This is a genomic window from Nocardia sp. NRRL WC-3656 (genome assembly GCF_000720265.1).
Taxonomy (GTDB): Bacteria; Actinomycetota; Actinomycetes; order Mycobacteriales; family Mycobacteriaceae; genus Nocardia; species Nocardia nova.
On sequence record NZ_JOJF01000019.1, the window covers coordinates 111,805 to 131,292 of the forward strand.

Below are 19,488 nucleotides of genomic sequence, written 5' to 3' on the forward strand. Positions count from 1 at the left end.
CCCGATTCGACCGGAAGTGAACCAGAAGTGGGATGGACAAGGCTGACGCTCACAAACCTGATGGATGGGGAGGTTTCGAATGGTTCGAACGTCACAGAACGCGGTAACGGAATTCGGTGGCGCAGGGCAGGAGAAATCATGAGTCAGAACAGGATCCGTCCCCGGCCCACCGTGCCGGACATCGTGGCCCTCTTTCACGACGACGATCAGGCGGGAGAACTGTTCATGCGGACCGACGAGGTGATCGCGGTGCCGGCGGGCCAATTCGTGGCCATGGCCCGCGCCGTCGCGCAACTGGCCGATCACGCCCTGGTCGGCGGCGGAATTCATGCGGACCGCCCGGACGAGGGGACACTCGGCGCCTTCGCGCACGCGGGCGAGAATTCCGTCACGGAACCGGAACCGGTCACCCGTGGGCTCTATGTCGACGCCGACGGTGACGTCTGGGAGCACGACGAGCTCGGCTGGCGGTTACTGCTGCAGGCCGGTGTGGTCGTCGACCCGGTTTCACATTGGGACTGGATCCTCGGACATGTCGGGGAATTCGGCCCGTTCACTTTCGTCGCCGCGAGCTGAGGAATTCACCGCCGCGTTTTTATCGTCAGACTGACGATTACAATGCCCGTCATGGGCAGTGGTTTTCGCCTCAATGCAGCGGTCGCGGTCGATTTGGTGGTTCTGACCCTGGGCGCCCGCCACACTGCCAACGACACGCTGTGCGCGCTGCTGGTCCAGCGCCTCTACGCACCCTATCGCGGAAGATGGGCGCTGCCGGGAGGGTTCGTCCGGCCCGAGGAAAGCCTCTCCGCGGCCGCGGTGCGGGAGTTGCGCGAGGAGACCGGAATTCGCGGCGACCGCATGCATCTGGAGCAGCTGGCGACCTACGGTGAACCCGGCCGTGATCCGCGCGGCCGGGTCATCAGTACCGCGTATCTGGCGCTGGCGCCGAATCTACCCGCGCCGCAAGCGGGTTCGCAGGCCACGGCGGCCGGTATCTGGTCGGTGGAGCAACTGCTCGCCGAGCACGGCCGCATCGCCTTCGACCATCGCCGCATTCTCACCGACGGTGTCGAGCGGGCCCGTGCCAAACTGGAATACACACCGCTGGCCACCGCCTTCTGCACCCGCGAATTCACGGTGGCCGAACTGCGCCGGGTCTACGAGGTGATGTGGGGCACCGATATCGATCCGCGCAATTTCCATCGCAAGGTCACCACTACACCGGGTTTCGTCCTGGCCACCGGCGCCACTACCACCCGCGACGGCGGTCGTCCGGCCAAGCTCTATCGTGCCGGTCCCGCGCAGGTTCTGCACCCGCCGATGTTGCGGCCCAGCTGATTCCCCGTCGTTGCCCCCGCGTGCCCGCGCGGTGGTACACCAGGAGTATGACGGAGGTCACTACCGCGACCCCGAGCGCGCCGACGGTCGCCGGGCGCTCGGCGGAGTTCTGGGGATATTTGATGTGGGGGCTCGCGGGCATCGTCATCGCGGTCCCGGAGTTGGCCGCGGTTTTCGATCTGGCCGACTGGCCGACGATTTCGGCGACGATCGGCCACCTCGAGGACGGGCATTCGTGGGTGCGGCTCGTGGTCGTCTTCGTGATCGTGGTGCTGGCCTACTACTCGCTACCGCAGCTGGCGATGCCGCCGCAGCAACCGGCCACGGTCGCGGGCCGGCAGACCACGGCCAACGGCCGGCTCACCCCCGACCCCGATGCCGTGCGCACCGAGGGGATGGGTGGCTATCTGGTGCTGGCCTGCGCGGCGCTGGCCGCCGCGGTCGCCTTCGCCGGGGGAGCCCGCGCGGTCGACCCGGGGACCTTCACCGGCGCCTATGTGCTCTACGGAACCATCGCGGTGATGTGGGTGATCCTGCCGAGCGTGCTGTCGATGTTCTTCGCGCGGGAAGTGCCGTTTCCCACGCTGTTTCGCACGATCGGCTATCTCGAGCATCGCGCGGGGTTCGTCGCCGCGCTGCTGCTCGGACTGCTGGCGATCCTGCTCATCCACCTCGCGCTCTACCCGTGGCCGCGCGTGACCGGCTGACGGGTCACTCGCGGCGCGGCGACCCGAACAGCACGACCTCCATCAGGGCCATGACGCGCTCGGGCGGGCAGAGGTTCTCGTCGTCGCCGAAGACCCGGCCCAGATCCACCACGAGCCCGAATCCGGCCTGCACCAGAATGCGCGCCTGCGCCTCGGACAGCTCCGGCCGCACCGCGACCAGCAGTTTCACCCATTCGGCCACGATCAACCGCTGAATATTGCGCAGCACCGTGCGTTCCTCGTGCGGAACGTGGCTGAACTCGGCGTAATAGACGAAGGTCAATTCGCGTTCTTCGAACGACCCGGTGACATACAGGTCGATCAGCTTCGACAGTGCCTCGGCGGGAGATTTCGACGAGGCGGTGGCCGGGCCGATCGCACCCGACACCCGATCCGCCGCCCGCCGGAACGCGGCCGCGAGCAGATCGCTCTTGCTGCGGTAATACCGGTAGACGGCCGAGGCCGCGGACAGATCCGCGGCCGTCGCGATATCCTCCACGCTCACATTGGGATAGCCGCGCTGGTGGAACAGCTCCACCGATTTCTTCAGCAGCAGTTCGTGTTTGAACGACTGCGGTATCTCCACCGACCGCGGTGTGGCCGCCGCCGGCGCGGCGTCCGGTAGTTCGGCGCCGATGATCGCCCATGCGGCCGAATTGAGCACGGCGGTAAGCGATTTCACCGGAAGCGTGGCGTGGTGGTCGCCGATGCTGCTGACGATGCTGAGCAGCGCCACCGCGCGCACCAGCCGGTCGCGCCGGGGCAGTTCCGGGCGCAATTCACCGAGCAGGTCGGCGAGGGCGCGGATCGAGGTGGTGAACTGCTCGTCCAGCGTCGCGCGATCGGTGTCGTCGAGATAGCGGCCCTCCCACCGCGCCAGCGTCACGGTCGGGCGATTGGCGATGGTCGCGGCGATCATGGCGTCGAGCACGCCGGCCAGCCGCTGCCGCACCGGAAGGTCCGCGGCCTCCGGGGCCACCGTGGTCGATTCCACCGTCAGCGCGCCGAGACGCAGCAGTTCCTCCCGGAACAGCGCGTACTTGCTGGGATAGTGCCGGTACAGGGCCGCCGAGGAAATGCCGAGGCGGGAGGCGATGTCCTCCATGCTGACCCCGTGATAGCCCAGCGAGCCGAACGCCGCCGCCGAGGTCGCGGCGATCTGGGCACGCCGATTCTTCGGGCGACGCCGAATCACCCGCTCCTGTGGCTTTGTTGCCGGCTGTTCTGCGGGGCTCGCGGTGCCGCGCTCTACGCTCACGGTTCCGGCCTGTCTGTGGTGCGGCGGCACTCCTCGGCACTCATGAATGCCATGGTAGTCACCGGATGATTTCCGGCTGCCCGGTGTTACCGCCGGTTCCGGGAGACCTGCGGGGGATCGCCGCGGTGGCGAAGGCCGAGCCCGGGCCGGGTCTCGACAATTGTGTCCTATCGCCGCCGGCGCCCGGGCCGCCGGGGTGTCCCGGTGCGAATGAAAAGCATTCTGTCGCAAGCAAATACCGACCGGATTCATCTTTTCTCGGATAACACCCAGCTTGGGCGAATGACCAGATCGCTTGCTCGTATCGAAATAGCATCGTTTCGACTCTCGTCACTGGCAGCGGGTGCCCGCCCCGCCGTACGCTGCGCTGGCACTCGGCACCCATCCGGCATCCCCGCCGGTCGGGAATTCATACGACACCGCGGTAGCGAAGGGACTCTCGATGCGCACGCTGGACCTGGAACGGATCATCCGGGCACCCCGCGCCGACGTCTTCGACTGGATCACCGACGCCACCAACTACCAGCGCGTTCCGGCGATCCGGCGGGTCACTCCGGTCCGTCCGGGCAATGTCTCCGAACACGGGGTCGGGGCGGTGCGGCTGCTGGTGACGCCGCTGCTGCGCTTGACGGAGGAGGTCGTCGACTACGACCCGCCGCGACTGTTTCGTTATCGCATATTGAAATCGCTTCCGCCGCTGCGTCGTCAGGACGGAACCGTGACCTTCGACGACCATCCGTCCGGCACCCGGGTGCGCTGGCACTCCCAATTCGAGGTCGCCACACCACTTTTCGCCGCCGCCTGGACCCTCGCGCTGATCCCCGCCGTCTATCTGGGCGTCAGCGCGGTCCTCTCGACCGCCGAGGCCGAACTCCGTCGCGATTAGCCCGCGCCGGCTCGGGCCCTCGGTTCTCAGCTCAGCGCGGCCCAGGCCATCTCGCGCAGAATAGGCCGGGCCCGTCCGGCCAGCGTGGGGGAGGCGCTGTGCGGTGTGGAGTTGATCAGGCCGAAGGTGGCGTGCGCCTTGACCCGTGCGGCGGTCTCGTCCAGTTCCGGGTGCAGGCCGCGCAGCACCCCGACCCAGATCTCCACGTACTGCCGCTGCAGGCGGCGCACCTGCCGCCGCGCGGATTCGGGCAGGCTTTCCAGGTCCCGATCCTGAATACGGATGAGTTCGGGCTCGCCGAGGGCGAAGTCGAGATGGAACTCGATCAATCCGGCCAGTGCCGTGCGCGGGGATTCGGCCTGTTCGGCGACGGCCTTGCCGCCCTCGAACAGCCGGGTGCTGATTCCGACCAGCAATTCGACCAGGACGGCTTCCTTGTTGGGGAAGTGCCGGTAGACCGCCGGCCCGCTGATACCGGCCGCCGCGCCGAGGTCGTCGAGCCGCACCCCGGGGAAGCCGCGGTCGGCGATGAGCCGCGCCCCGGCCTCCAGTAATTGTTGCCGCCGCTGCGCCTTGAGCTGCTCCCGGCGTGTGGGAGCGATGGCCTCACTGCTGCTCATCGGGTTCCTCTCCGCAGGTCGGCGGCGTTCGGCAGGTCCGGTTTCCGGCACGCCTGGACATTTCAGTTAACGAAGATTATCTTAGTTTCCAGTTATTGGCCACTAACCGAATGGGCAGGATGGCGTGATGACCCTGACGCAGGACGTGCAGGCCGGCAATCGTGCCGCACATCTGGCGCTGCTCGACGAGCTGCGCGCGAAGCTGGCGGCGAGTGCGCTCGGCGGACCCGAGCGGGCCCGCGAGCGGCATCTGGCGCGCGGCAAACTGCTGCCGCGCCAGCGGGTGGACCGGCTGCTGGATCCCGGCAGCCCGTTCCTGGAACTGTCGCCGCTGGCGGCCGACGGCATGTACGGCGACGACTGCCCGGGCGCGGGGGTGATCGGCGGTATCGGACGAGTGTCCGGCCGGGAATGCGTGATCGTCGCCAACGACGCGACGGTCAAGGGCGGCACCTATTACCCGATGACGGTCAAGAAACATCTGCGCGCCCAGGAGGTGGCGCTGCAGAACCATCTGCCGTGCATCTACCTCGTGGACTCCGGCGGCGCGCATCTGCCGCATCAGGACGAGGTCTTCCCCGACCGCGAACATTTCGGCCGGATCTTCTACAACCAGGCGACCATGAGCGCCAAGGGAATCCCGCAGATCGCCGCGGTCCTGGGGTCCTGCACCGCGGGCGGCGCCTATGTCCCCGCGATGAGCGACGAGGCGGTGATCGTGCGCAATCAGGGCACGATCTTCCTCGGTGGGCCGCCGCTGGTGAAGGCGGCCACCGGCGAGGTGGTCACCGCGGAGGAACTCGGTGGCGGCGAATTGCATTCGCGCACCTCGGGTGTCACCGACCATCTGGCCGACAGCGACGAGGACGCGCTGCGCATCGTGCGCCGCATCGTCGGCACCTTCGCGCCGAAGTCGCCGAGTCCGTGGGAGATCACCGCGCCGGTCGACGCGATCGCCCCGCAGTCGGAGCTCTACGACGTGGTTCCGGTGGACCTGCGCACGCCCTACGACGTGCACGAGGTGATCGAGCGGATCGTCGACGGCGGTGAATTCCAGGAATTCAAGGCCGAGTACGGCCGCACCCTGGTCACGGGCTTCGCGCGCATCCACGGCCATCCGGTCGGCATCGTCGCCAACAACGGTGTGCTGTTCGGTGAATCCGCCCAGAAGGGCGCGCATTTCATCGAATTGTGCGACAAGCGGGTCATTCCGCTGGTGTTCCTGCAGAACATCACCGGCTTCATGGTCGGGCGCGACTACGAGGCGAGCGGTATCGCCAAACACGGCGCGAAGATGGTGACCGCGGTCGCGTGCGCGCGGGTGCCGAAGCTGACGGTCGTGATCGGCGGTTCGTACGGCGCCGGCAACTATTCGATGTGCGGGCGGGCGTATTCGCCGCGCTTCCTGTGGATGTGGCCGAACGCGCGCATCTCGGTGATGGGCGGTGAGCAGGCCGCCTCGGTGCTGGCCACCGTTCGCGGCGATCAGCTCGGTGATTCCTGGAGCGCCGAACAGGAGGAGCAGTTCAAGGCGCCGATCCGGGAACAGTACGAGCACCAGGGCAATCCGTACTACTCCACCGCCCGGCTGTGGGACGACGGGGTCATCGATCCCGCCGATACCAGAACCGTGCTCGGCCTGGCGCTGTCGGTCTGTGCGCAGGCGCCTCTCGAACCTGTCTCCTACGGCGTATTCCGGATGTGATCACCATGCTGAACAAATCTCACCCGGTGCCCTTCGACACCGTGCTGGTCGCCAACCGCGGCGAGATCGCCGTGCGCGTGATCCGCACGTTGCGCGCCATGGGTATTCGCTCGGTGGCGGTCTACAGCGACGCCGATGTCGCCGCCCGGCACGTGGCCGAGGCCGATGTCGCGGTGCGGCTGGGTCCGGCCCCGGCGCGGCAGAGCTATCTCGATATCGATCGGGTGGTCGACGCGGCCGTGCGCTCCGGTGCGCAAGCCGTCCATCCGGGTTACGGCTTCCTGTCGGAGAATTCGGCGTTCGCCGCCGCACTGGAGAAGGCCGGCATCGTCTTCCTCGGTCCGCCCGTGCGGGCGATCGAGATCATGGGTGACAAGATCGCGGCCAAGACCGCGGTCGCCGACTTCGGGGTGCCGGTCGTGCCCGGTATCGCCCGGCCCGGTCTGACCGACGACGAATTGATCTCGGCCGCAACCGAAATCGGCTATCCGGTGCTGGTCAAGCCGTCGGCGGGCGGTGGCGGCAAGGGGATGCGCCGGGTCGACGATCCCGCCGATCTGCCCGCGGCGCTGGTGAGCGCGCGCCGGGAGGCCGCCGCGGCGTTCGGTGACGACACGTTGTTCCTGGAGCGATTCGTCGCCACACCGCGGCATATCGAGGTGCAGATCCTCGCCGACCAATTCGGCAACGTGCTGCATCTGGGTGAGCGGGAATGCAGCCTGCAGCGCCGGCATCAGAAGGTCATCGAGGAGGCGCCCTCGCCGTTGCTGGACCCGCAGACGCGGGCCCGGATCGGCGCCGCCGCCTGCAACACCGCGCGCAGCGTCGACTACGTGGGCGCGGGCACCGTCGAATTCATCGTCTCCGCCGACCGGCCGGACGAGTTCTTCTTCATGGAGATGAACACCCGGCTGCAGGTCGAACATCCGGTGACCGAACTGGTCACCGGGGTGGATCTGGTGGAATGCCAGGTCCGCGTGGCGGCCGGGCAGAAGATCGTCGCCGAACAGGACGATATCCAGCTCACCGGTCACGCCGTCGAGGCTCGCGTCTACGCCGAGGATCCAGGCCGCGACTTCCTGCCCACCGGCGGAACCGTGCTGGCGCTGGCCGAGCCGCAGGGTCCGGGCGTGCGGGTCGATTCCGGGCTGCGCACCGGCAGTGTGATCGGCAGCGACTACGACCCGATGCTGTCGAAGGTGATCGCGCACGGCCCCGATCGCGCGACCGCGATCGCCCGGCTCGATCAGGCACTGGCCGACACCCAGGTGCTCGGCGTGCGGACCAACACCGACTTCCTGCGCTTCCTGCTGGCCGATCCCGATGTGCTGCGCGGTGATCTCGACACCGGGCTGTTGGACCGGCGCGCCGGGGACTTCCGCCCCGCACCGGCCACGGACGACCAGTTCGTCGCGGCGGCGGTGGCGCGCTGGCTGCGGGCGTGGCCGGATGCCCCGCGCGGCCCGTGGGACATCCCGAACGGCTGGCGCATCGGCACCGCCGCGCCCACGGTGTTGCGGCTCGACGGCGGCGACCGCGTCGTGCACGTGGCGATCACGGGCACCCCGGCCGACGCGTGGGTGGCGGTCGACGCCGGGCAGCCGCGCTCGCTGACCGCCGCGCGCGACGACGCGGTGCTGACGATCGACCTCGACGGGATCCGGCTGCGCTACCGGGTCGCCGAACACGGCGGCCCGATCTGGGTGGCCGGCGCCGACGGCGTCGCGGCGGTGCGCGAGGTGGCCGAACCGAGTCTGCGCGGTGGCGACGAACAGCTCACCGATGCCGAAATACTCAGCCCCATGCCGGGTTCGGTGATCGCGGTGCACGTGGCCCCGGGCGCCGAGGTGGCCGCCGGCACCCCGGTGGTGGTGGTCGAGGCGATGAAGATGGAACACACCCTGACCGCGCCGGTCGCCGGAAAGGTGGAGCTGCTGGTCGCGGCGGGCGACCAGGTGCAGGTCGAACAGGTCCTGGCGCGGATCGCCGCCGAGCCCGTCGTGGACACCGAGGAATCGGACAGCGAGCAGGCGGACACCGAGCAGAAAGAGGCACAGGCATGAGCGATTTCCTGTCCACCGGCACGCTGCCGGAGGAGTACCGAGATCTGGCGCTGACCGTTCGCGATTTCGCGAAACAGGTCGTCGCGCCGGTGGCGGCGAAACACGATGCGGCCCATACCTTCCCGTACGAGGTCGTATCCGGCATGGCGGATATGGGTCTGTTCGGCCTGCCGTTCCCGGAGGAGTACGGCGGTATGGGCGGCGACTACTTCGCGCTGTGCCTGGCGCTCGAGGAACTCGGCAAGATCGACCAGAGCGTGGCGATCACGCTCGAGGCCGGGGTGTCGCTGGGCGCCATGCCGATCTACCGGTTCGGCAACGAGACGCAGAAGCAGGAGTGGTTGCCGCAGCTGACCTCCGGGCGCGCCCTCGCGGGTTTCGGTCTCACCGAACCCGGCGCGGGCAGCGATGCCGGCGGCACCCGGACCACCGCCGTCCGCGACGGCGACGACTGGATCATCAACGGCAGCAAGCAGTTCATCACCAATTCGGGCACCGATATCACCCGGCTGGTGACCGTGACCGCGGTGACCGGTGAGTCGGAGGGCAAGAAGGAGATCTCCACCATCCTGGTGCCGACCGACACCCCCGGCTTCGTCGCCGAACCGGCCTACAACAAGGTCGGCTGGCACGCCTCGGACACCCATCCGCTGAGCTTCACCGACGTCCGCGTGCCGCAGTCGAATCTGCTCGGTGAACTCGGCCGCGGCTACGCCAACTTCCTGCGGATCCTGGACGAGGGCCGGATCGCGATCGCGGCGCTGTCGGTCGGCGCGGCACAGGGCTGTGTCGACGAGAGCGTGCGCTACGCCGGTGAGCGGGAGGCCTTCGGCCGCACCATCGGCCGCAACCAGGCGGTGGCGTTCAAGATCGCCCGGATGGAGGCGCGGGCGCACGCCGCGCGCACCGCCTACTACGATGCGGCGGCCTTGATGCTGGCGGGCAAGCCGTTCAAGAAGCAGGCCGCGATCGCGAAGCTGGTCGCCAGCGAGGCCGCGATGGACAACGCTCGCGATGCCACCCAGATTTTCGGCGGCTACGGCTTCATGAACGAATATGCTGTGGCCCGGCACTATCGCGATTCCAAGATTCTGGAAATCGGCGAGGGCACGACCGAGGTGCAGTTGATGCTGATCGGACGGGAGCTGGGACTGTGAGCGAGCCGATGGAGCCGGTGCGCCGGGTGGTGCAGCGCGGGCTGTGGTTCGAAGAGCTGGAAATCGGTGTGCTGTACGAACATCGGCCCGGGCGCACCATCACCGAGGCGGACAACATCGCGTTCACCACGCAGACGATGAACACCCAGGCGCTGCATCTGGACGCGGCCTTCGCCGACGGCCTGCCCCCGTTCAATCAGCGACTCGTCAATTCGATGCTCACGCTGTCGACGCTGGTCGGCCTGTCGGTGGCGCAGCTGACGCAGGGCACCATCGTGGGCAATCTGGGCTTCTCGGAGGTCGCCTTCCCGAAGCCGATGTTCCACGGCGACACCCTGTACGCCGAAACCCTGGTGACCGCCAAGCGCGAGTCGAAAAGCCGTCCGGGCGAAGGGATCGCGACCTTCGCGCACACCGGGCGCAACCAGCACGGCGACGTGGTGGCCACCGCGGTCCGCAAAACCCTGATGCGGATGCGCCCGGACGGCGAGTAGGAGAGCGGATGAACTGGGAACTCCCGGGCCCGGCCTGGCTGTTCTGCCCCGCCGACCGGGGCGAACGCTACGAGAAGGCCGCCGCCGCCGCCGACGTCGTGATCATCGATCTGGAGGACGGCGTCGCGGCCGGGGACAAGGAGGCCGCGCGCGAGGTGCTGATGGCCACGCCGCTCGATCCGGAGCGGACGGTGGTCCGGGTCAACGCGGCCGGTACGCACGATTTCGACGCGGACCTGACCGCGCTGGCCTCGACCTCCTACCGTCGCATCATGTTGCCGAAATGCGAATCGGCACAACAGCTCTCACTGCTTTCGGACTACGAGGTGCTCGCGCTGTTCGAATCGCCGCTGGGCGCGCTGCGCACCGAAGAGGTCATGGCCGCGCCGAATGCGATCGCCTCGATGGCCGGGGCGGAGGATCTGGTCGCCGGACTCGGCGGCAATTCCAGCCGCCGCGCCGACGGCGGTTATCGCGATGTGGCACGGCAGCTGCGCTCGACCGCGTTGCTGGCGGCGAAGGCGTACGGCAAGATCGCGCTGGACTCGGTGTACCTCGATATCGCCGACCTCGACGGGTTGCGCGCGGAATCCGACGAGGCGGTGGCGGTCGGCTACGACGTCAAGGTCGCCATCCATCCCAAGCAGCTCGCGGTGATCCGGGCCGCCTACGCGCCGGCGGACGAGGAAGTGGACTGGGCCCGCCGGGTGCTGGCGGAGGTGCCCAACAATCGCGGTGTGTTCAGTTTCGAGGGACGCATGGTGGACGGCCCGGTGATCCGGCACGCCGAGCGCATTCTGCAGCGCGCCGGGGCCCGGTAGACCTAGGAGAGTCATGACGCAACCGCAGTGGGAGCCCGACGCCGGGGACCTGGAAACGGCGCGGGTCGCCGATTTCGCCCGATTCGTCGAGGCCCGGACCGGACGAGAATTCGACGACTATCACTCGCTGTGGGAATGGTCGATCACCGATCTGCCCGGATTCTGGGGCGCGCTGTGGGAGTACTTCGAACTCGGCGGCGCGCCGGCCACCGTGCTGGCGAGTACCGAAATGCCGGGCGCGCAATGGTTTCCGGGGCAGCTGCTGAACTACGTCGATCAGATCGCCCGCCATGCCCGCACCGACCGGCCCGCCATCGTCTACGCCGGCGAACAGGGCGCCCTGACCGAGATCTCCTGGGCGGAACTGCTGGGCCGCACCGCCTCCTTCGCGGCGACGCTCCGCGAGCTCGGGGTGGGACTCGGCGATCGCGTCGTCGGCTATCTGCCCAACATCCCCGAGGCCGTGATCGCCTTCCTCGGCGCGGCCAGTATCGGCGCGGTGTGGAGTGCCTGCGGGCAGGACTATTCGGCCAAGGCGGCGCTCGACCGGCTGGGGCAGTTGGAGCCGGCCGTGCTGGTCACCGCCGACGGTTACCACTTCGGCGGGAAAACGCACGACAAACGCGACGATATCGCCGCCCTGCGGGCCGGGCTGCCGACCGTTCGCGCCACCGTCGTGGTGCCGCGCCTCGGCGGTGCGGTGCCCGACGCCCTGGACTGGAATGCGGTCGCCCCGCCGGAGGGCGCCGAATTGTCCACGGAGCCCGTCGGTTTCGCGCATCCACTGTGGATCCTGTTCTCCTCCGGCACCACGGGGCTGCCGAAGGGGATCGTGCACGGGCACGGCGGCGTCCTGCTCGAACATCTGAAAGCCGCTGCGCTGCAATCGGATATCGGCCGCGGCGACGTCTTCTTCTGGTACACCAGCCCCAGCTGGATGATGTGGAACTTCCAGGTCGCCGGCCTGCTGGTGGGTGCGACGATCGTCTGTTACGACGGCAGTCCGACCTATCCGCACGCCGATTCGCTGTTCGACCTGGCCGCGCGCACGGGCACCACCGTGCTCGGCACCAGCCCCGGTTACGTGCTCGCCTGCATCAAGGCCGGTGTGGTGCCGCGGCGCGACCACGATCTCTCGGCGCTGCGCACGATCGGCATCACCGGGTCGTCCCTGCCGCCGTCGTCGGCACTGTGGTTGCGCGACAACGTCGGTGAGCGGGTGCAGGTGAACTCGATCAGCGGCGGCACCGATGTGGTGTCCGCGTTCGTCGGCGGCGTGCGCACGGTGCCGGTGTGGCCGGGCGAGCTGTCGGTGCCGTTCCTCGGCGCCGCGGTGGATGCCTGGGACGAATCGGGCCGGCCGGTGCGCGGCGAGGTCGGGGAGTTGGTGATCACCGCCCCGATGCCCTCCATGCCGGTGTCGTTCTGGAACGATCCCGACGGAACACGCTATCGCGCAGCGTATTTCGAGATGTTCCCCGGCGTCTGGCGGCACGGCGACTGGATCACCGTCACCGATCACGGCAGCATCGTCGTGCACGGCCGCTCCGATTCGACGCTGAACCGGCACGGCATCCGGATGGGCTCGGCCGATATCTACCAAGCGGTCGAACAACTTCCGGAGATCGCCGAGGCCCTGGTGATCGGCGCCGAACAGCCCGATGGGGGCTATTGGATGCCGCTGTTCGTCACCCTCGCCCCGGGCGCCGAACTGACCGACGAGCTGAAACAGCGCATCAACGCGACGATCCGCACCGAGGTCTCGCCGCGCCACGTCCCCGACGAAATCATCGCCGCCCCGGGCATTCCGCACACCCGCACCGGCAAGAAGCTCGAGGTGCCGATCAAGAAACTGTTCCAGGGTGCGGACCCGGATCGGGTGGTCGAACGCAGCGCGGTCGACAATGCGGATCTGCTCACCTGGTACGCCGAGGTGCCGGCCCGGAAACGGGCGACGTAGATCGAGCCGCGGAAGCGGTGCGCTGCCGCTCGGTGGCCGCCGAGTACGCGCGGCGCACCGCATCCGGGCCGCGGGTGATCAGGCGGCGAGCTCTCCGGCCTCCTCCATCGACAACCGGCCGTCGACCATGCGGTAGACCGCGTTCATGCGGTGCAGGTGGGTGCGGTCGTGGGTCACCAGCAAAGTGGCGGCGGCGCGGGCGTGGACGACCCCGAGAATCAGGTCGATGACGGCGGCCCCGCGTTCCTGGTCGAGGGCGCTGGTGGGCTCGTCGACGACCAGCAGCGCGGGGTCGTGCATGAGCGCGCGGGCGATGTCGACGCGTTGCCGTTGACCGCCGGACAGCTGAGCCGGGCGCTTCTTCTCGTGGCCGCGCAGCCCCACCGCGTCGAGCAGATCCATCGCCTTGTCCCTGGTTCGGCGTCGCAGGCGCGGTGAGACGACGGTGTGGCCACCCAGGTGCTGCATCACCTCGAGTTGTTCGACCGCGGTGAGGGCGGGGATGAGGTTGGGCTGCTGGAAGACGATCCCGATGCGTTCGCGGCGCAGGGTGGTGGCCTCGCGCCGGGACGCTCGGGCGAGGTCGACGCTGCCGTCGTCGGTATCGAGCAGGATCCGGCCCGAATCCGGGCGTACCAATGTCGACACCGTGGCCAGCAGACTCGATTTGCCCGATCCCGACGGGCCGGTGATGGCGGCGATCTCGCCGCCGCGCACGGTCAATGACACCCGGTCGAGGGCGGTGATGCGGCCGGCGCCGTCGGGGAAGGTGAGGGTGAGATCGGAGACGGTCAGGGTGGTGGTCATCGAAAGCTCCTGTGCGGTAATCGAATCAGCGAGATTGGTTGAGCGCGGTGAGCGGGTCGGTGGTGGCCAGGAAGCGCAGGGCGAACACGGCGCCGAGCAGCCCGAGCCCGATCAGGGCGAGTGCGGGCACCACGGTCGTGGCCGCGCTGAGCACGAACGGCACCGCCCCGCCGATGAAGGCCCCGGCCAGTGCGGCCACCCCGACACCGACGCCGACGCCGAGGAGCAGCACGATCAGCGCCTGGCCCAGGGCGTCGCGAACCAGTGCTGTCGTGGTGGCGCCCAGCGCTTTCAGCGTCGCGATATCCGCGGTGCGCTGGATGGTCCAGACGGTGAAGAAGGCGCCGATCACCAGGGCGGAGATCACGAACAGCATCACAGTCATCAGCGTGAGCGAACCGTTCTCGGCCCGATACGACCCGATCGCCTGCAATGCGCCGTCGACACTCGTCGTGCGGGTGTGCGCGGCGCTGTTCACCGCACCGGTATCGGGCACCCCGGAGGCGACCAGAATCGTGGCGGCCCCGCCGCGCGGATCGAGTTGCTGCCAGTCGGACAGCGTCGTCCAGACCACCGGGGTGTGCGCGTACCAGTCGTCGTCGCCGACTGCCGCGACCGTGAAGGTACCGCCGCCGATCGACACGCGATCACCGGCGCCGGCCGAGAGGTCTTCGGCGGCGGCTTTACTCAGCACGACGGTGCCGGGTCCGGTAGCCACCTCGTTGCCGAACGCCTTGCCGTCGACGCCGAATATCGCCACCTGGGCCGGTGCGGATCCCTCCCGGACGGCCTGGCTACGGCTGATGCCGACCGGATCGACGCTTCCTCCGGCTCGCTGCCAGCGCTCGACCTGTTCGCTGGTCAACGCCGAGGAATCGAACGACGGGTCGGCGCCGGTATCGGCGAATACGACGCTGCCGCCGGCCAGCCGCTCGAGTGCGGAAATATTCTGATGCGCCAGGCCGGCCGTGAGTCCGCTCAGAAAGCTCACCAGCAGGGCCACCATGGTGACGACCAGGGTGATGAGCAGGAATCGGCCGCGGGCGGCCCGCAGATCTCTCAGTGCGACGAACATATCTCCACCTTCGCGATGAATCCGCCGGTGGACATCGCCTGCGCGGACACTTCGCGACCGCCCGACGATGGGGTGCCGAATCCACCTTTCGATGGATGCCGCCCCGGTAACCGCGCATAAGCTGGCAGCGTGCACCGCTCTCCACTCACCCCCGTCTTCGCCGCACTGCAGGTCGGACTGCATGTGTTGATGACGGCGCTGGTGGTCGTGGTGATGGTGCGGGCGGCCGTGCCCGGTGACGACGGCCCCCGGCCCACCGTCGCGGTGATCCTGCTCGCGGCGCTGTTCCTGCTCGTCTATTTCGCGGGTGCGCTGCTGCGCGGGCGTCCGGTCGCGGCGCGGGTATGGCTGGGCGGGCTCACGGCGCTGTGGCTGGCGTTGATCGTGCTGGTTCCGGAGGCCGTCTACCTGGTGTTCGGACTGTTCTTCCTCTATCTGCATCTGCTGCCGCGACTGTGGGGACTGGCCGCGGTCGTCGCCGCCACGATCGTCTCGGTGGTCGGCTGGGGATTGCACGAGGGGTGGACGGTTCCCGGAATCGCCGGGCCGGTCCTGGGCGCGATCGTGGCGATCGCGATCGGCCTGGGCTATCGGGCGCTGTTCCGCGAGGCGGCCGATCGCCAGCAGCTGATCGACGAATTGCTCTCCACCCGTGCCACTCTCGCCGAACGCGAACGCACCGCCGGCAAACTCGCCGAACGTGAACGGCTCGCGCAGGAGATCCACGACACCGTCGCACAGGGGCTGTCCAGCATCCAGATGCTGCTGCATGCCGCCGAACGCGACGCACCGGATCATCCCGCGCTGCAACAGATCCGGCTCGCCCGCGAGACCGCCGCGGACAATCTGGTCGAGACCCGGCAGCTGATCGGCGACCTCACCCCGGCGGTGCTCGAGGGGCAATCGCTGAGTGATGCGCTCGAGCGGATCGCCCGGCGCGCGGAGGGCCCCGGGCTGAGCGCCCGCACGATCGTCGAGGGGACGCCGATGCGGCTGCCGATGCCCGTAGAGGCCGCGCTGGTGCGGGTGGCGCAGGGTGCGGTGTCGAATGTGGTCCGGCACGCGCACGCCGACCGGATGCGGATCACGCTCACCTACGGTGACGACGCCGTCCATCTCGATGTGGTCGACGACGGCGTCGGTATCGATCCGGCGGTCTTCGGCGGCGGCACCTTCGGCCTCAACGCCATGCGCAGCCGCGTCGAACAGCAGGGTGGTGTCATGGACGTCGAATCCGAGCCGGGGCATACCGCCGTCACCGTGTCGTTTCCGCTGCACGACTCGGAACCTGCTGCGGCCGATCTCATCTCGCGGGAGGACCTGCGGTGATCCGTCTCCTGCTGGCCGACGACCACGCCATCGTCCGCGCCGGATTGCGGGCCCTGCTGGATTCCGGCGAGGACATCACGGTGGTCGGGGAGGCCGCCACCGCCGAGGAGGCCGTGGCCTTCTGCGCCACCACGCACGTCGATCTGGTGCTGATGGATCTGCGCTTCGGTCCCGGCAAATCCGGGGTGGACGCGACCCTGGCCCTGCGCGCCCTGCCCGATCCGCCGAACGTCCTGGTCGTGACCAACTACGACACCGACGCCGATATCCTCGGCGCCATCGAGGCGGGTGCCTGCGGTTACATCCTCAAGGACACCCCGCCGCCCGAACTCCTCGCCGCCGTGCGCGCCGCGGCGGCGGGGGAGAGCGTGCTCTCGCCCTCGGTCGCCTCCAAACTGATGACCCGCGTCCGCAAACCGGACACCACCCTGAGCGCCCGTGAGATCGAGGTGCTGCGCCTGGTCGCCGACGGTCATTCCAACCGCGACATCGGCAAACACCTGTTCCTCAGCGAGACGACGGTGAAATCCCATCTGGTGCACATCTATTCGAAGCTGGGCGTGAAATCGCGGACGTCGGCGGTGGCGCGAGCGCGCGAGCGCGGGGCCATCTGAACCGTGCAGGGCCCGCCGGTCGCGGCCGTGTCGCTCGGCGCGTGTCGGGGCCCGCGCACACGCCGCCGCTTCCTAGGGTGTGCTCATGCCTTCCATCACCGATCCCGAAGTGCGGGAATTCCTCGCCGCCGGAACCCGTACCGGCAAACTGGCTCTGGTCGCCTCCGACGGCCGCCCGATCGTCAATCCGGTGTGGTTCATCCTCGACGGCGACGACCTGGTCTTCAACACCGGCAAAACCACCGCCAAGGGCAAGGCGCTGGCTCGCGATCCCCGCGTCGCCCTCTGCGTGGACCTGGACGAACCGCCGTACGCCTATTTCCAGGTGCAGGGCGTCGCCACCCTCTCCGAGGATCCTGCCGAACTCCTGCGCACCGCGACCGCCATCGCCGCGCGGTACATGGGCCCGGACCGCGCCGAGGAATTCGGTACACGCAACGCCGTCCCCGGTGAGCTGGTCGTGCGGGTACGCCCGGACAAGATCCTCGGTGGACTGAACATGACCGGATAGCCGGCCGGGGGCGGGAAGAAGTCAGCGACGCCGGGCGTATTCGGCGGCCGCGGCCCAGTCGACCAGTACGCAGGCTTCCTCGCCCACGGTCCAGGCGTCGTGGCCGGGCGGGCACTGCATGAAATCTCCCGGGCCGACCTCGCACTCGGTGCCGTCGTCCATCCGGATGTGCATCCGCCCCGAGATGCAGTAGCCGATGTGGGAGACCTGGCAGCTGTCGGTTCCGGCGATCGGCTTGACGTGCGTGGACCAGCGCCAGCCCGGCTCGAAGACGGCCCGGCCGACCGCGCCGGAAGGTGCCTGCACGACCTCGAGGCGCCCGCTGCCGGATTCGAATTCGCGCGTCTCGTCGGCCGAATCGAAGTTCTTCACCAGCAGGGACGCATCCGGCGTCCCCATATCGTCCTCACGCACCAGATCCAGATTGCGGAAGACCGCCGGCTCGTCGCACAGTGCGGCGAGGGTTTCGGCGAAGCCGGTCGTCTCGGGCAGCGCGGAATTCGCCACGGCCTGCTCGTAGGAGGGGAATTCCACGATCTGCAGGTAGGTGTCCGGATGGTCGCGGTCCCGGGTTTCCATGCTGTGCGTCGCCGAGCGCGTGCCCTCGGTAGCCGTCAGCCACCGATCCAGCGTGCGATTGAACTCGTCGAGCTGCGAGGTCTTGAACTCGATGGTCTGAACGAATTTCGTCATCGTGCTCACCTTCGGAGTTGTGGATGACCCCGGGCATGATCTTACGCCGCGCGGCACCGCGCGGAGCCGGCGAATCGAGCGCGGGAGCCGTCCCCGCGAACGGCACCGAGACCGCCTGCGGGCTACTCAACACCGCCGTCGAGCAGGGTGCCTGCGTGGTTGGAAAAGCCTGCACTGCAACAAGTTCGACATGCGGCGCAGCTGCTCGCTCCGCACCTCCGCTGTGGGTGTGCCGCGCGGGGCGGCTGGGCTGAGGGTTGCGGGATCGGGCGGGCACCTAGACTCCGGGCATGACCGTGCATTTCATCGGAGCGGGTCCCGGGGCGGCCGATCTACTCACGCTGCGGGCGGTGGCGCTGCTGCGGGAATCTCCGGTGTGCCTGTATGCCGGGACGTATCTGGATCCCGGGGTGCTGGCGCATTGCGCGCCGGAGGCGGAGTTGATCGATACCCAGGGGCTGGATCTGGACCAGATCGTCGCGCACTGTGCGCGGGCCGACGCCGAGGGTAAGGATGTGGCCCGGCTGTGTTCGGGGGATCCGTCGATTTATTCGGCGCTGACCGAGCAAGCGCGTCGGCTCGACGGGCTGGGCATCGCCTGGGATGTGACGCCCGGGGTGCCGGCGTATGCGGCGGCGGCCGCGGCCCTGGGCAGCGAGCTGACGGTGCCGGAGGTGGCGCAGTCGGTGGTGCTGACGCGGACGCAGGCGCGCTCGACCGCGATGCCCGAGTCCGAGGCGCTGGCGAATTTCGCGCGGACCCGGGCCAGTCTGGTGCTGCATCTGGCGATCACGCGGATTGGGGAGCTGGCCGCTGAGCTGGCGCAGGAGTACGGCGCCGATTGCCCGGCCGTGGTGGTCTACCGGGCCAGTCAGCCGCAGCAGCGGATTCTGCGCGGGACGCTCGCCGATATCGGCGGCCAGGTCGAGGCGGCCGGCCTGCGGCAGGCCGCGGTGGTCCTGGTCGGGCGTGCCCTGACTCCGGCGCTCGACTGTGCGCAGTCTCATCTGTACGACCCCGGACGGGAGCGGCACCCGGTATCCGGGCCCGGCGCGTGACCCCCTCGCGCACCGCGATTTCGGTCACTCGGGACGGGCGATTCCCGGTAGGTTCCCAGGAGCGGATCGAACGTCGAGGTGGCGGGGACAACGGAGTGCAGTGGTGATGTCGGAGCGCTATCGCCCTTCTTGGCTGATTGTCGGTACCTGGCGGTAGATTGGTTCGGTGTTCATCAGCGAATCTCGAAACGAGGCCGATCCGTGGCCGGTGGGTGTGGTCGGGCCCATGTAACAAGATCGGCCCGACGGACGGATAGGTCCTATGAACATTTTTGTCTGATTGCAATCGAAGTGAGCCCCGAATGCCGGACGCCACGCTCGGATGAGGTGAGCGTCGGCATCGGTGTGCCATCGGGGAGCGCTGCGTGGCGTTCCGGAAGCGAGGTTACGGG

The 19,488-nt window shown here is 68.6% G+C and carries 19 protein-coding genes; 14 read left to right on the forward strand and 5 right to left on the reverse strand.

Annotated elements, in window-relative coordinates; genetic code table 11:
• Nucleotides 1-138 precede the first annotated feature (138 nt).
• Genes IG65_RS0123640 through IG65_RS0123650 form a run of 3 tightly spaced genes read left to right on the forward strand, consistent with a single transcriptional unit; the run spans nucleotide 139 to nucleotide 2,045 of the window.
• Nucleotides 139-576, forward strand: a complete 438-nt coding sequence (locus IG65_RS0123640) for a hypothetical protein (RefSeq protein WP_030517140.1) — start codon at nucleotides 139-141, stop codon at nucleotides 574-576.
• A 51-nt stretch (nucleotides 577-627) separates the two neighbouring features.
• Entirely contained in the window at nucleotides 628-1,338 is a 711-nt protein-coding gene (locus IG65_RS0123645) for an NUDIX domain-containing protein (RefSeq protein WP_030517141.1), read from the forward strand.
• Nucleotides 1,339-1,385: 47 nt separating this feature from the next.
• Nucleotides 1,386-2,045, forward strand: coding sequence for a hypothetical protein (locus tag IG65_RS0123650; protein WP_030517142.1), 660 nt, complete (start codon nucleotides 1,386-1,388; stop codon nucleotides 2,043-2,045).
• Between the two features lie 4 nt (nucleotides 2,046-2,049).
• On the opposite strand, the gene IG65_RS0123655 is transcribed toward IG65_RS0123650, so the two are convergent.
• Nucleotides 2,050-3,303, reverse strand: coding sequence for a TetR family transcriptional regulator (locus tag IG65_RS0123655; protein WP_030517143.1), 1,254 nt, complete (start codon nucleotides 3,301-3,303; stop codon nucleotides 2,050-2,052).
• 442 nt (nucleotides 3,304-3,745) lie between these two features.
• Between IG65_RS0123655 and IG65_RS0123660 the strand changes: the two genes are divergently transcribed.
• Complete coding sequence (locus tag IG65_RS0123660) at nucleotides 3,746-4,189, forward strand: SRPBCC family protein (RefSeq protein ID WP_030517144.1); 444 nt, start codon at nucleotides 3,746-3,748, stop codon at nucleotides 4,187-4,189.
• 26 nt (nucleotides 4,190-4,215) lie between these two features.
• Here the strand turns inward: IG65_RS0123660 and IG65_RS0123665 are convergent, their stop codons facing one another.
• Nucleotides 4,216-4,809 carry a TetR/AcrR family transcriptional regulator gene (locus tag IG65_RS0123665; RefSeq protein ID WP_030517145.1) on the reverse strand — a complete coding sequence of 198 codons (594 nt, stop codon included), beginning with the start codon at nucleotides 4,807-4,809 and terminating at the stop codon, nucleotides 4,216-4,218.
• A gap of 127 nt (nucleotides 4,810-4,936) precedes the next feature.
• On the opposite strand from IG65_RS0123665, the gene IG65_RS0123670 reads away from it, so the two are divergent.
• From IG65_RS0123670 to IG65_RS0123695, 6 genes are read left to right on the forward strand one after another with little or no spacing between them, the layout of a single operon-like run.
• The gene (locus IG65_RS0123670) at nucleotides 4,937-6,514 is read left to right on the forward strand and encodes a carboxyl transferase domain-containing protein (RefSeq protein ID WP_030517146.1); all 1,578 of its coding nucleotides are present in this window, start codon (nucleotides 4,937-4,939) and stop codon (nucleotides 6,512-6,514) included.
• Between the two features lie 5 nt (nucleotides 6,515-6,519).
• Nucleotides 6,520-8,577 (forward strand): acetyl/propionyl/methylcrotonyl-CoA carboxylase subunit alpha, encoded by a 2,058-nt coding sequence (locus IG65_RS0123675; protein WP_030517147.1) that lies wholly within the window; start codon nucleotides 6,520-6,522, stop codon nucleotides 8,575-8,577.
• Nucleotides 8,574-9,734: an acyl-CoA dehydrogenase family protein gene (locus tag IG65_RS0123680; RefSeq protein WP_030517148.1), complete on the forward strand. Its 1,161-nt coding sequence runs from the start codon at nucleotides 8,574-8,576 to the stop codon at nucleotides 9,732-9,734. The genes IG65_RS0123675 and IG65_RS0123680 overlap by 4 nt, the downstream gene beginning before the upstream one ends.
• Nucleotides 9,735-9,742: 8 nt before the next feature.
• The gene (locus tag IG65_RS0123685; protein ID WP_030517149.1) at nucleotides 9,743-10,228 is read left to right on the forward strand and encodes a MaoC family dehydratase; all 486 of its coding nucleotides are present in this window, start codon (nucleotides 9,743-9,745) and stop codon (nucleotides 10,226-10,228) included.
• 8 nt (nucleotides 10,229-10,236) lie between these two features.
• Nucleotides 10,237-11,049 carry a CoA ester lyase gene (locus IG65_RS0123690; RefSeq protein ID WP_030517150.1) on the forward strand — a complete coding sequence of 271 codons (813 nt, stop codon included), beginning with the start codon at nucleotides 10,237-10,239 and terminating at the stop codon, nucleotides 11,047-11,049.
• A gap of 13 nt (nucleotides 11,050-11,062) precedes the next feature.
• Complete coding sequence (locus IG65_RS0123695) at nucleotides 11,063-13,009, forward strand: acetoacetate--CoA ligase (protein WP_030517151.1); 1,947 nt, start codon at nucleotides 11,063-11,065, stop codon at nucleotides 13,007-13,009.
• A gap of 78 nt (nucleotides 13,010-13,087) precedes the next feature.
• Here the strand turns inward: IG65_RS0123695 and IG65_RS0123700 are convergent, their stop codons facing one another.
• Both IG65_RS0123700 and IG65_RS0123705 read right to left on the reverse strand, forming a co-directional pair.
• Nucleotides 13,088-13,816, reverse strand: a complete 729-nt coding sequence (locus IG65_RS0123700) for an ABC transporter ATP-binding protein (RefSeq protein ID WP_030517152.1) — start codon at nucleotides 13,814-13,816, stop codon at nucleotides 13,088-13,090.
• Nucleotides 13,817-13,841: 25 nt separating this feature from the next.
• Nucleotides 13,842-14,891 carry an ABC transporter permease gene (locus IG65_RS0123705; protein WP_030517153.1) on the reverse strand — a complete coding sequence of 350 codons (1,050 nt, stop codon included), beginning with the start codon at nucleotides 14,889-14,891 and terminating at the stop codon, nucleotides 13,842-13,844.
• Nucleotides 14,892-15,020: 129 nt separating this feature from the next.
• On the opposite strand from IG65_RS0123705, the gene IG65_RS0123710 reads away from it, so the two are divergent.
• The 3 genes from IG65_RS0123710 to IG65_RS0123720 all read left to right on the forward strand — a co-directional run bounded on the left by IG65_RS0123710 (nucleotide 15,021) and on the right by IG65_RS0123720 (nucleotide 17,345).
• Nucleotides 15,021-16,220 carry a sensor histidine kinase gene (locus IG65_RS0123710; protein WP_051756738.1) on the forward strand — a complete coding sequence of 400 codons (1,200 nt, stop codon included), beginning with the start codon at nucleotides 15,021-15,023 and terminating at the stop codon, nucleotides 16,218-16,220.
• On the forward strand, nucleotides 16,217-16,834 hold the full coding sequence (locus IG65_RS0123715; RefSeq protein ID WP_030517155.1) for a response regulator transcription factor: 618 nt from the start codon (nucleotides 16,217-16,219) through the stop codon (nucleotides 16,832-16,834). The genes IG65_RS0123710 and IG65_RS0123715 overlap by 4 nt, the downstream gene beginning before the upstream one ends.
• Before the next feature lie 85 nt (nucleotides 16,835-16,919).
• A complete protein-coding gene (locus IG65_RS0123720) occupies nucleotides 16,920-17,345 on the forward strand; it encodes a PPOX class F420-dependent oxidoreductase (protein ID WP_030517156.1) in 426 nt (141 codons plus the stop codon).
• A gap of 21 nt (nucleotides 17,346-17,366) precedes the next feature.
• On the opposite strand, the gene IG65_RS39250 is transcribed toward IG65_RS0123720, so the two are convergent.
• Nucleotides 17,367-18,038, reverse strand: a complete 672-nt coding sequence (locus tag IG65_RS39250) for a cupin domain-containing protein (RefSeq protein ID WP_231509380.1) — start codon at nucleotides 18,036-18,038, stop codon at nucleotides 17,367-17,369.
• A gap of 290 nt (nucleotides 18,039-18,328) precedes the next feature.
• Here IG65_RS39250 and cobM point away from each other — a divergent pair, with 290 nt between their 5' ends.
• The gene (gene cobM / locus IG65_RS0123730) at nucleotides 18,329-19,096 is read left to right on the forward strand and encodes a precorrin-4 C(11)-methyltransferase (protein ID WP_030517158.1); all 768 of its coding nucleotides are present in this window, start codon (nucleotides 18,329-18,331) and stop codon (nucleotides 19,094-19,096) included.
• Nucleotides 19,097-19,488: the final 392 nt, after the last annotated feature.

What these genes read in the sequence shown, in the direction of transcription:
- IG65_RS0123665 (WP_030517145.1), bottom strand. Translation starts at nt 4,809, where the DNA reads ATGAGCAGCAGTGAGGCCATCGCTCCCACACGCCGGGAGCAGCTCAAG.
- IG65_RS0123660 (WP_030517144.1), top strand. Translation starts at nt 3,746, where the DNA reads ATGCGCACGCTGGACCTGGAACGGATCATCCGGGCACCCCGCGCCGAC.
- IG65_RS0123720 (WP_030517156.1), top strand. Translation starts at nt 16,920, where the DNA reads ATGCCTTCCATCACCGATCCCGAAGTGCGGGAATTCCTCGCCGCCGGA.
- IG65_RS0123700 (WP_030517152.1), bottom strand. Translation starts at nt 13,816, where the DNA reads ATGACCACCACCCTGACCGTCTCCGATCTCACCCTCACCTTCCCCGAC.
- IG65_RS0123695 (WP_030517151.1), top strand. Translation starts at nt 11,063, where the DNA reads ATGACGCAACCGCAGTGGGAGCCCGACGCCGGGGACCTGGAAACGGCG.
- cobM (WP_030517158.1), top strand. Translation starts at nt 18,329, where the DNA reads ATGACCGTGCATTTCATCGGAGCGGGTCCCGGGGCGGCCGATCTACTC.
- IG65_RS0123675 (WP_030517147.1), top strand. Translation starts at nt 6,520, where the DNA reads ATGCTGAACAAATCTCACCCGGTGCCCTTCGACACCGTGCTGGTCGCC.
- IG65_RS0123645 (WP_030517141.1), top strand. Translation starts at nt 628, where the DNA reads ATGGGCAGTGGTTTTCGCCTCAATGCAGCGGTCGCGGTCGATTTGGTG.
- IG65_RS0123640 (WP_030517140.1), top strand. Translation starts at nt 139, where the DNA reads ATGAGTCAGAACAGGATCCGTCCCCGGCCCACCGTGCCGGACATCGTG.
- IG65_RS0123670 (WP_030517146.1), top strand. Translation starts at nt 4,937, where the DNA reads ATGACCCTGACGCAGGACGTGCAGGCCGGCAATCGTGCCGCACATCTG.
- IG65_RS0123705 (WP_030517153.1), bottom strand. Translation starts at nt 14,891, where the DNA reads ATGTTCGTCGCACTGAGAGATCTGCGGGCCGCCCGCGGCCGATTCCTG.
- IG65_RS39250 (WP_231509380.1), bottom strand. Translation starts at nt 18,038, where the DNA reads ATGACGAAATTCGTTCAGACCATCGAGTTCAAGACCTCGCAGCTCGAC.
- IG65_RS0123690 (WP_030517150.1), top strand. Translation starts at nt 10,237, where the DNA reads ATGAACTGGGAACTCCCGGGCCCGGCCTGGCTGTTCTGCCCCGCCGAC.
- IG65_RS0123650 (WP_030517142.1), top strand. Translation starts at nt 1,386, where the DNA reads ATGACGGAGGTCACTACCGCGACCCCGAGCGCGCCGACGGTCGCCGGG.
- IG65_RS0123685 (WP_030517149.1), top strand. Translation starts at nt 9,743, where the DNA reads ATGGAGCCGGTGCGCCGGGTGGTGCAGCGCGGGCTGTGGTTCGAAGAG.
- IG65_RS0123680 (WP_030517148.1), top strand. Translation starts at nt 8,574, where the DNA reads ATGAGCGATTTCCTGTCCACCGGCACGCTGCCGGAGGAGTACCGAGAT.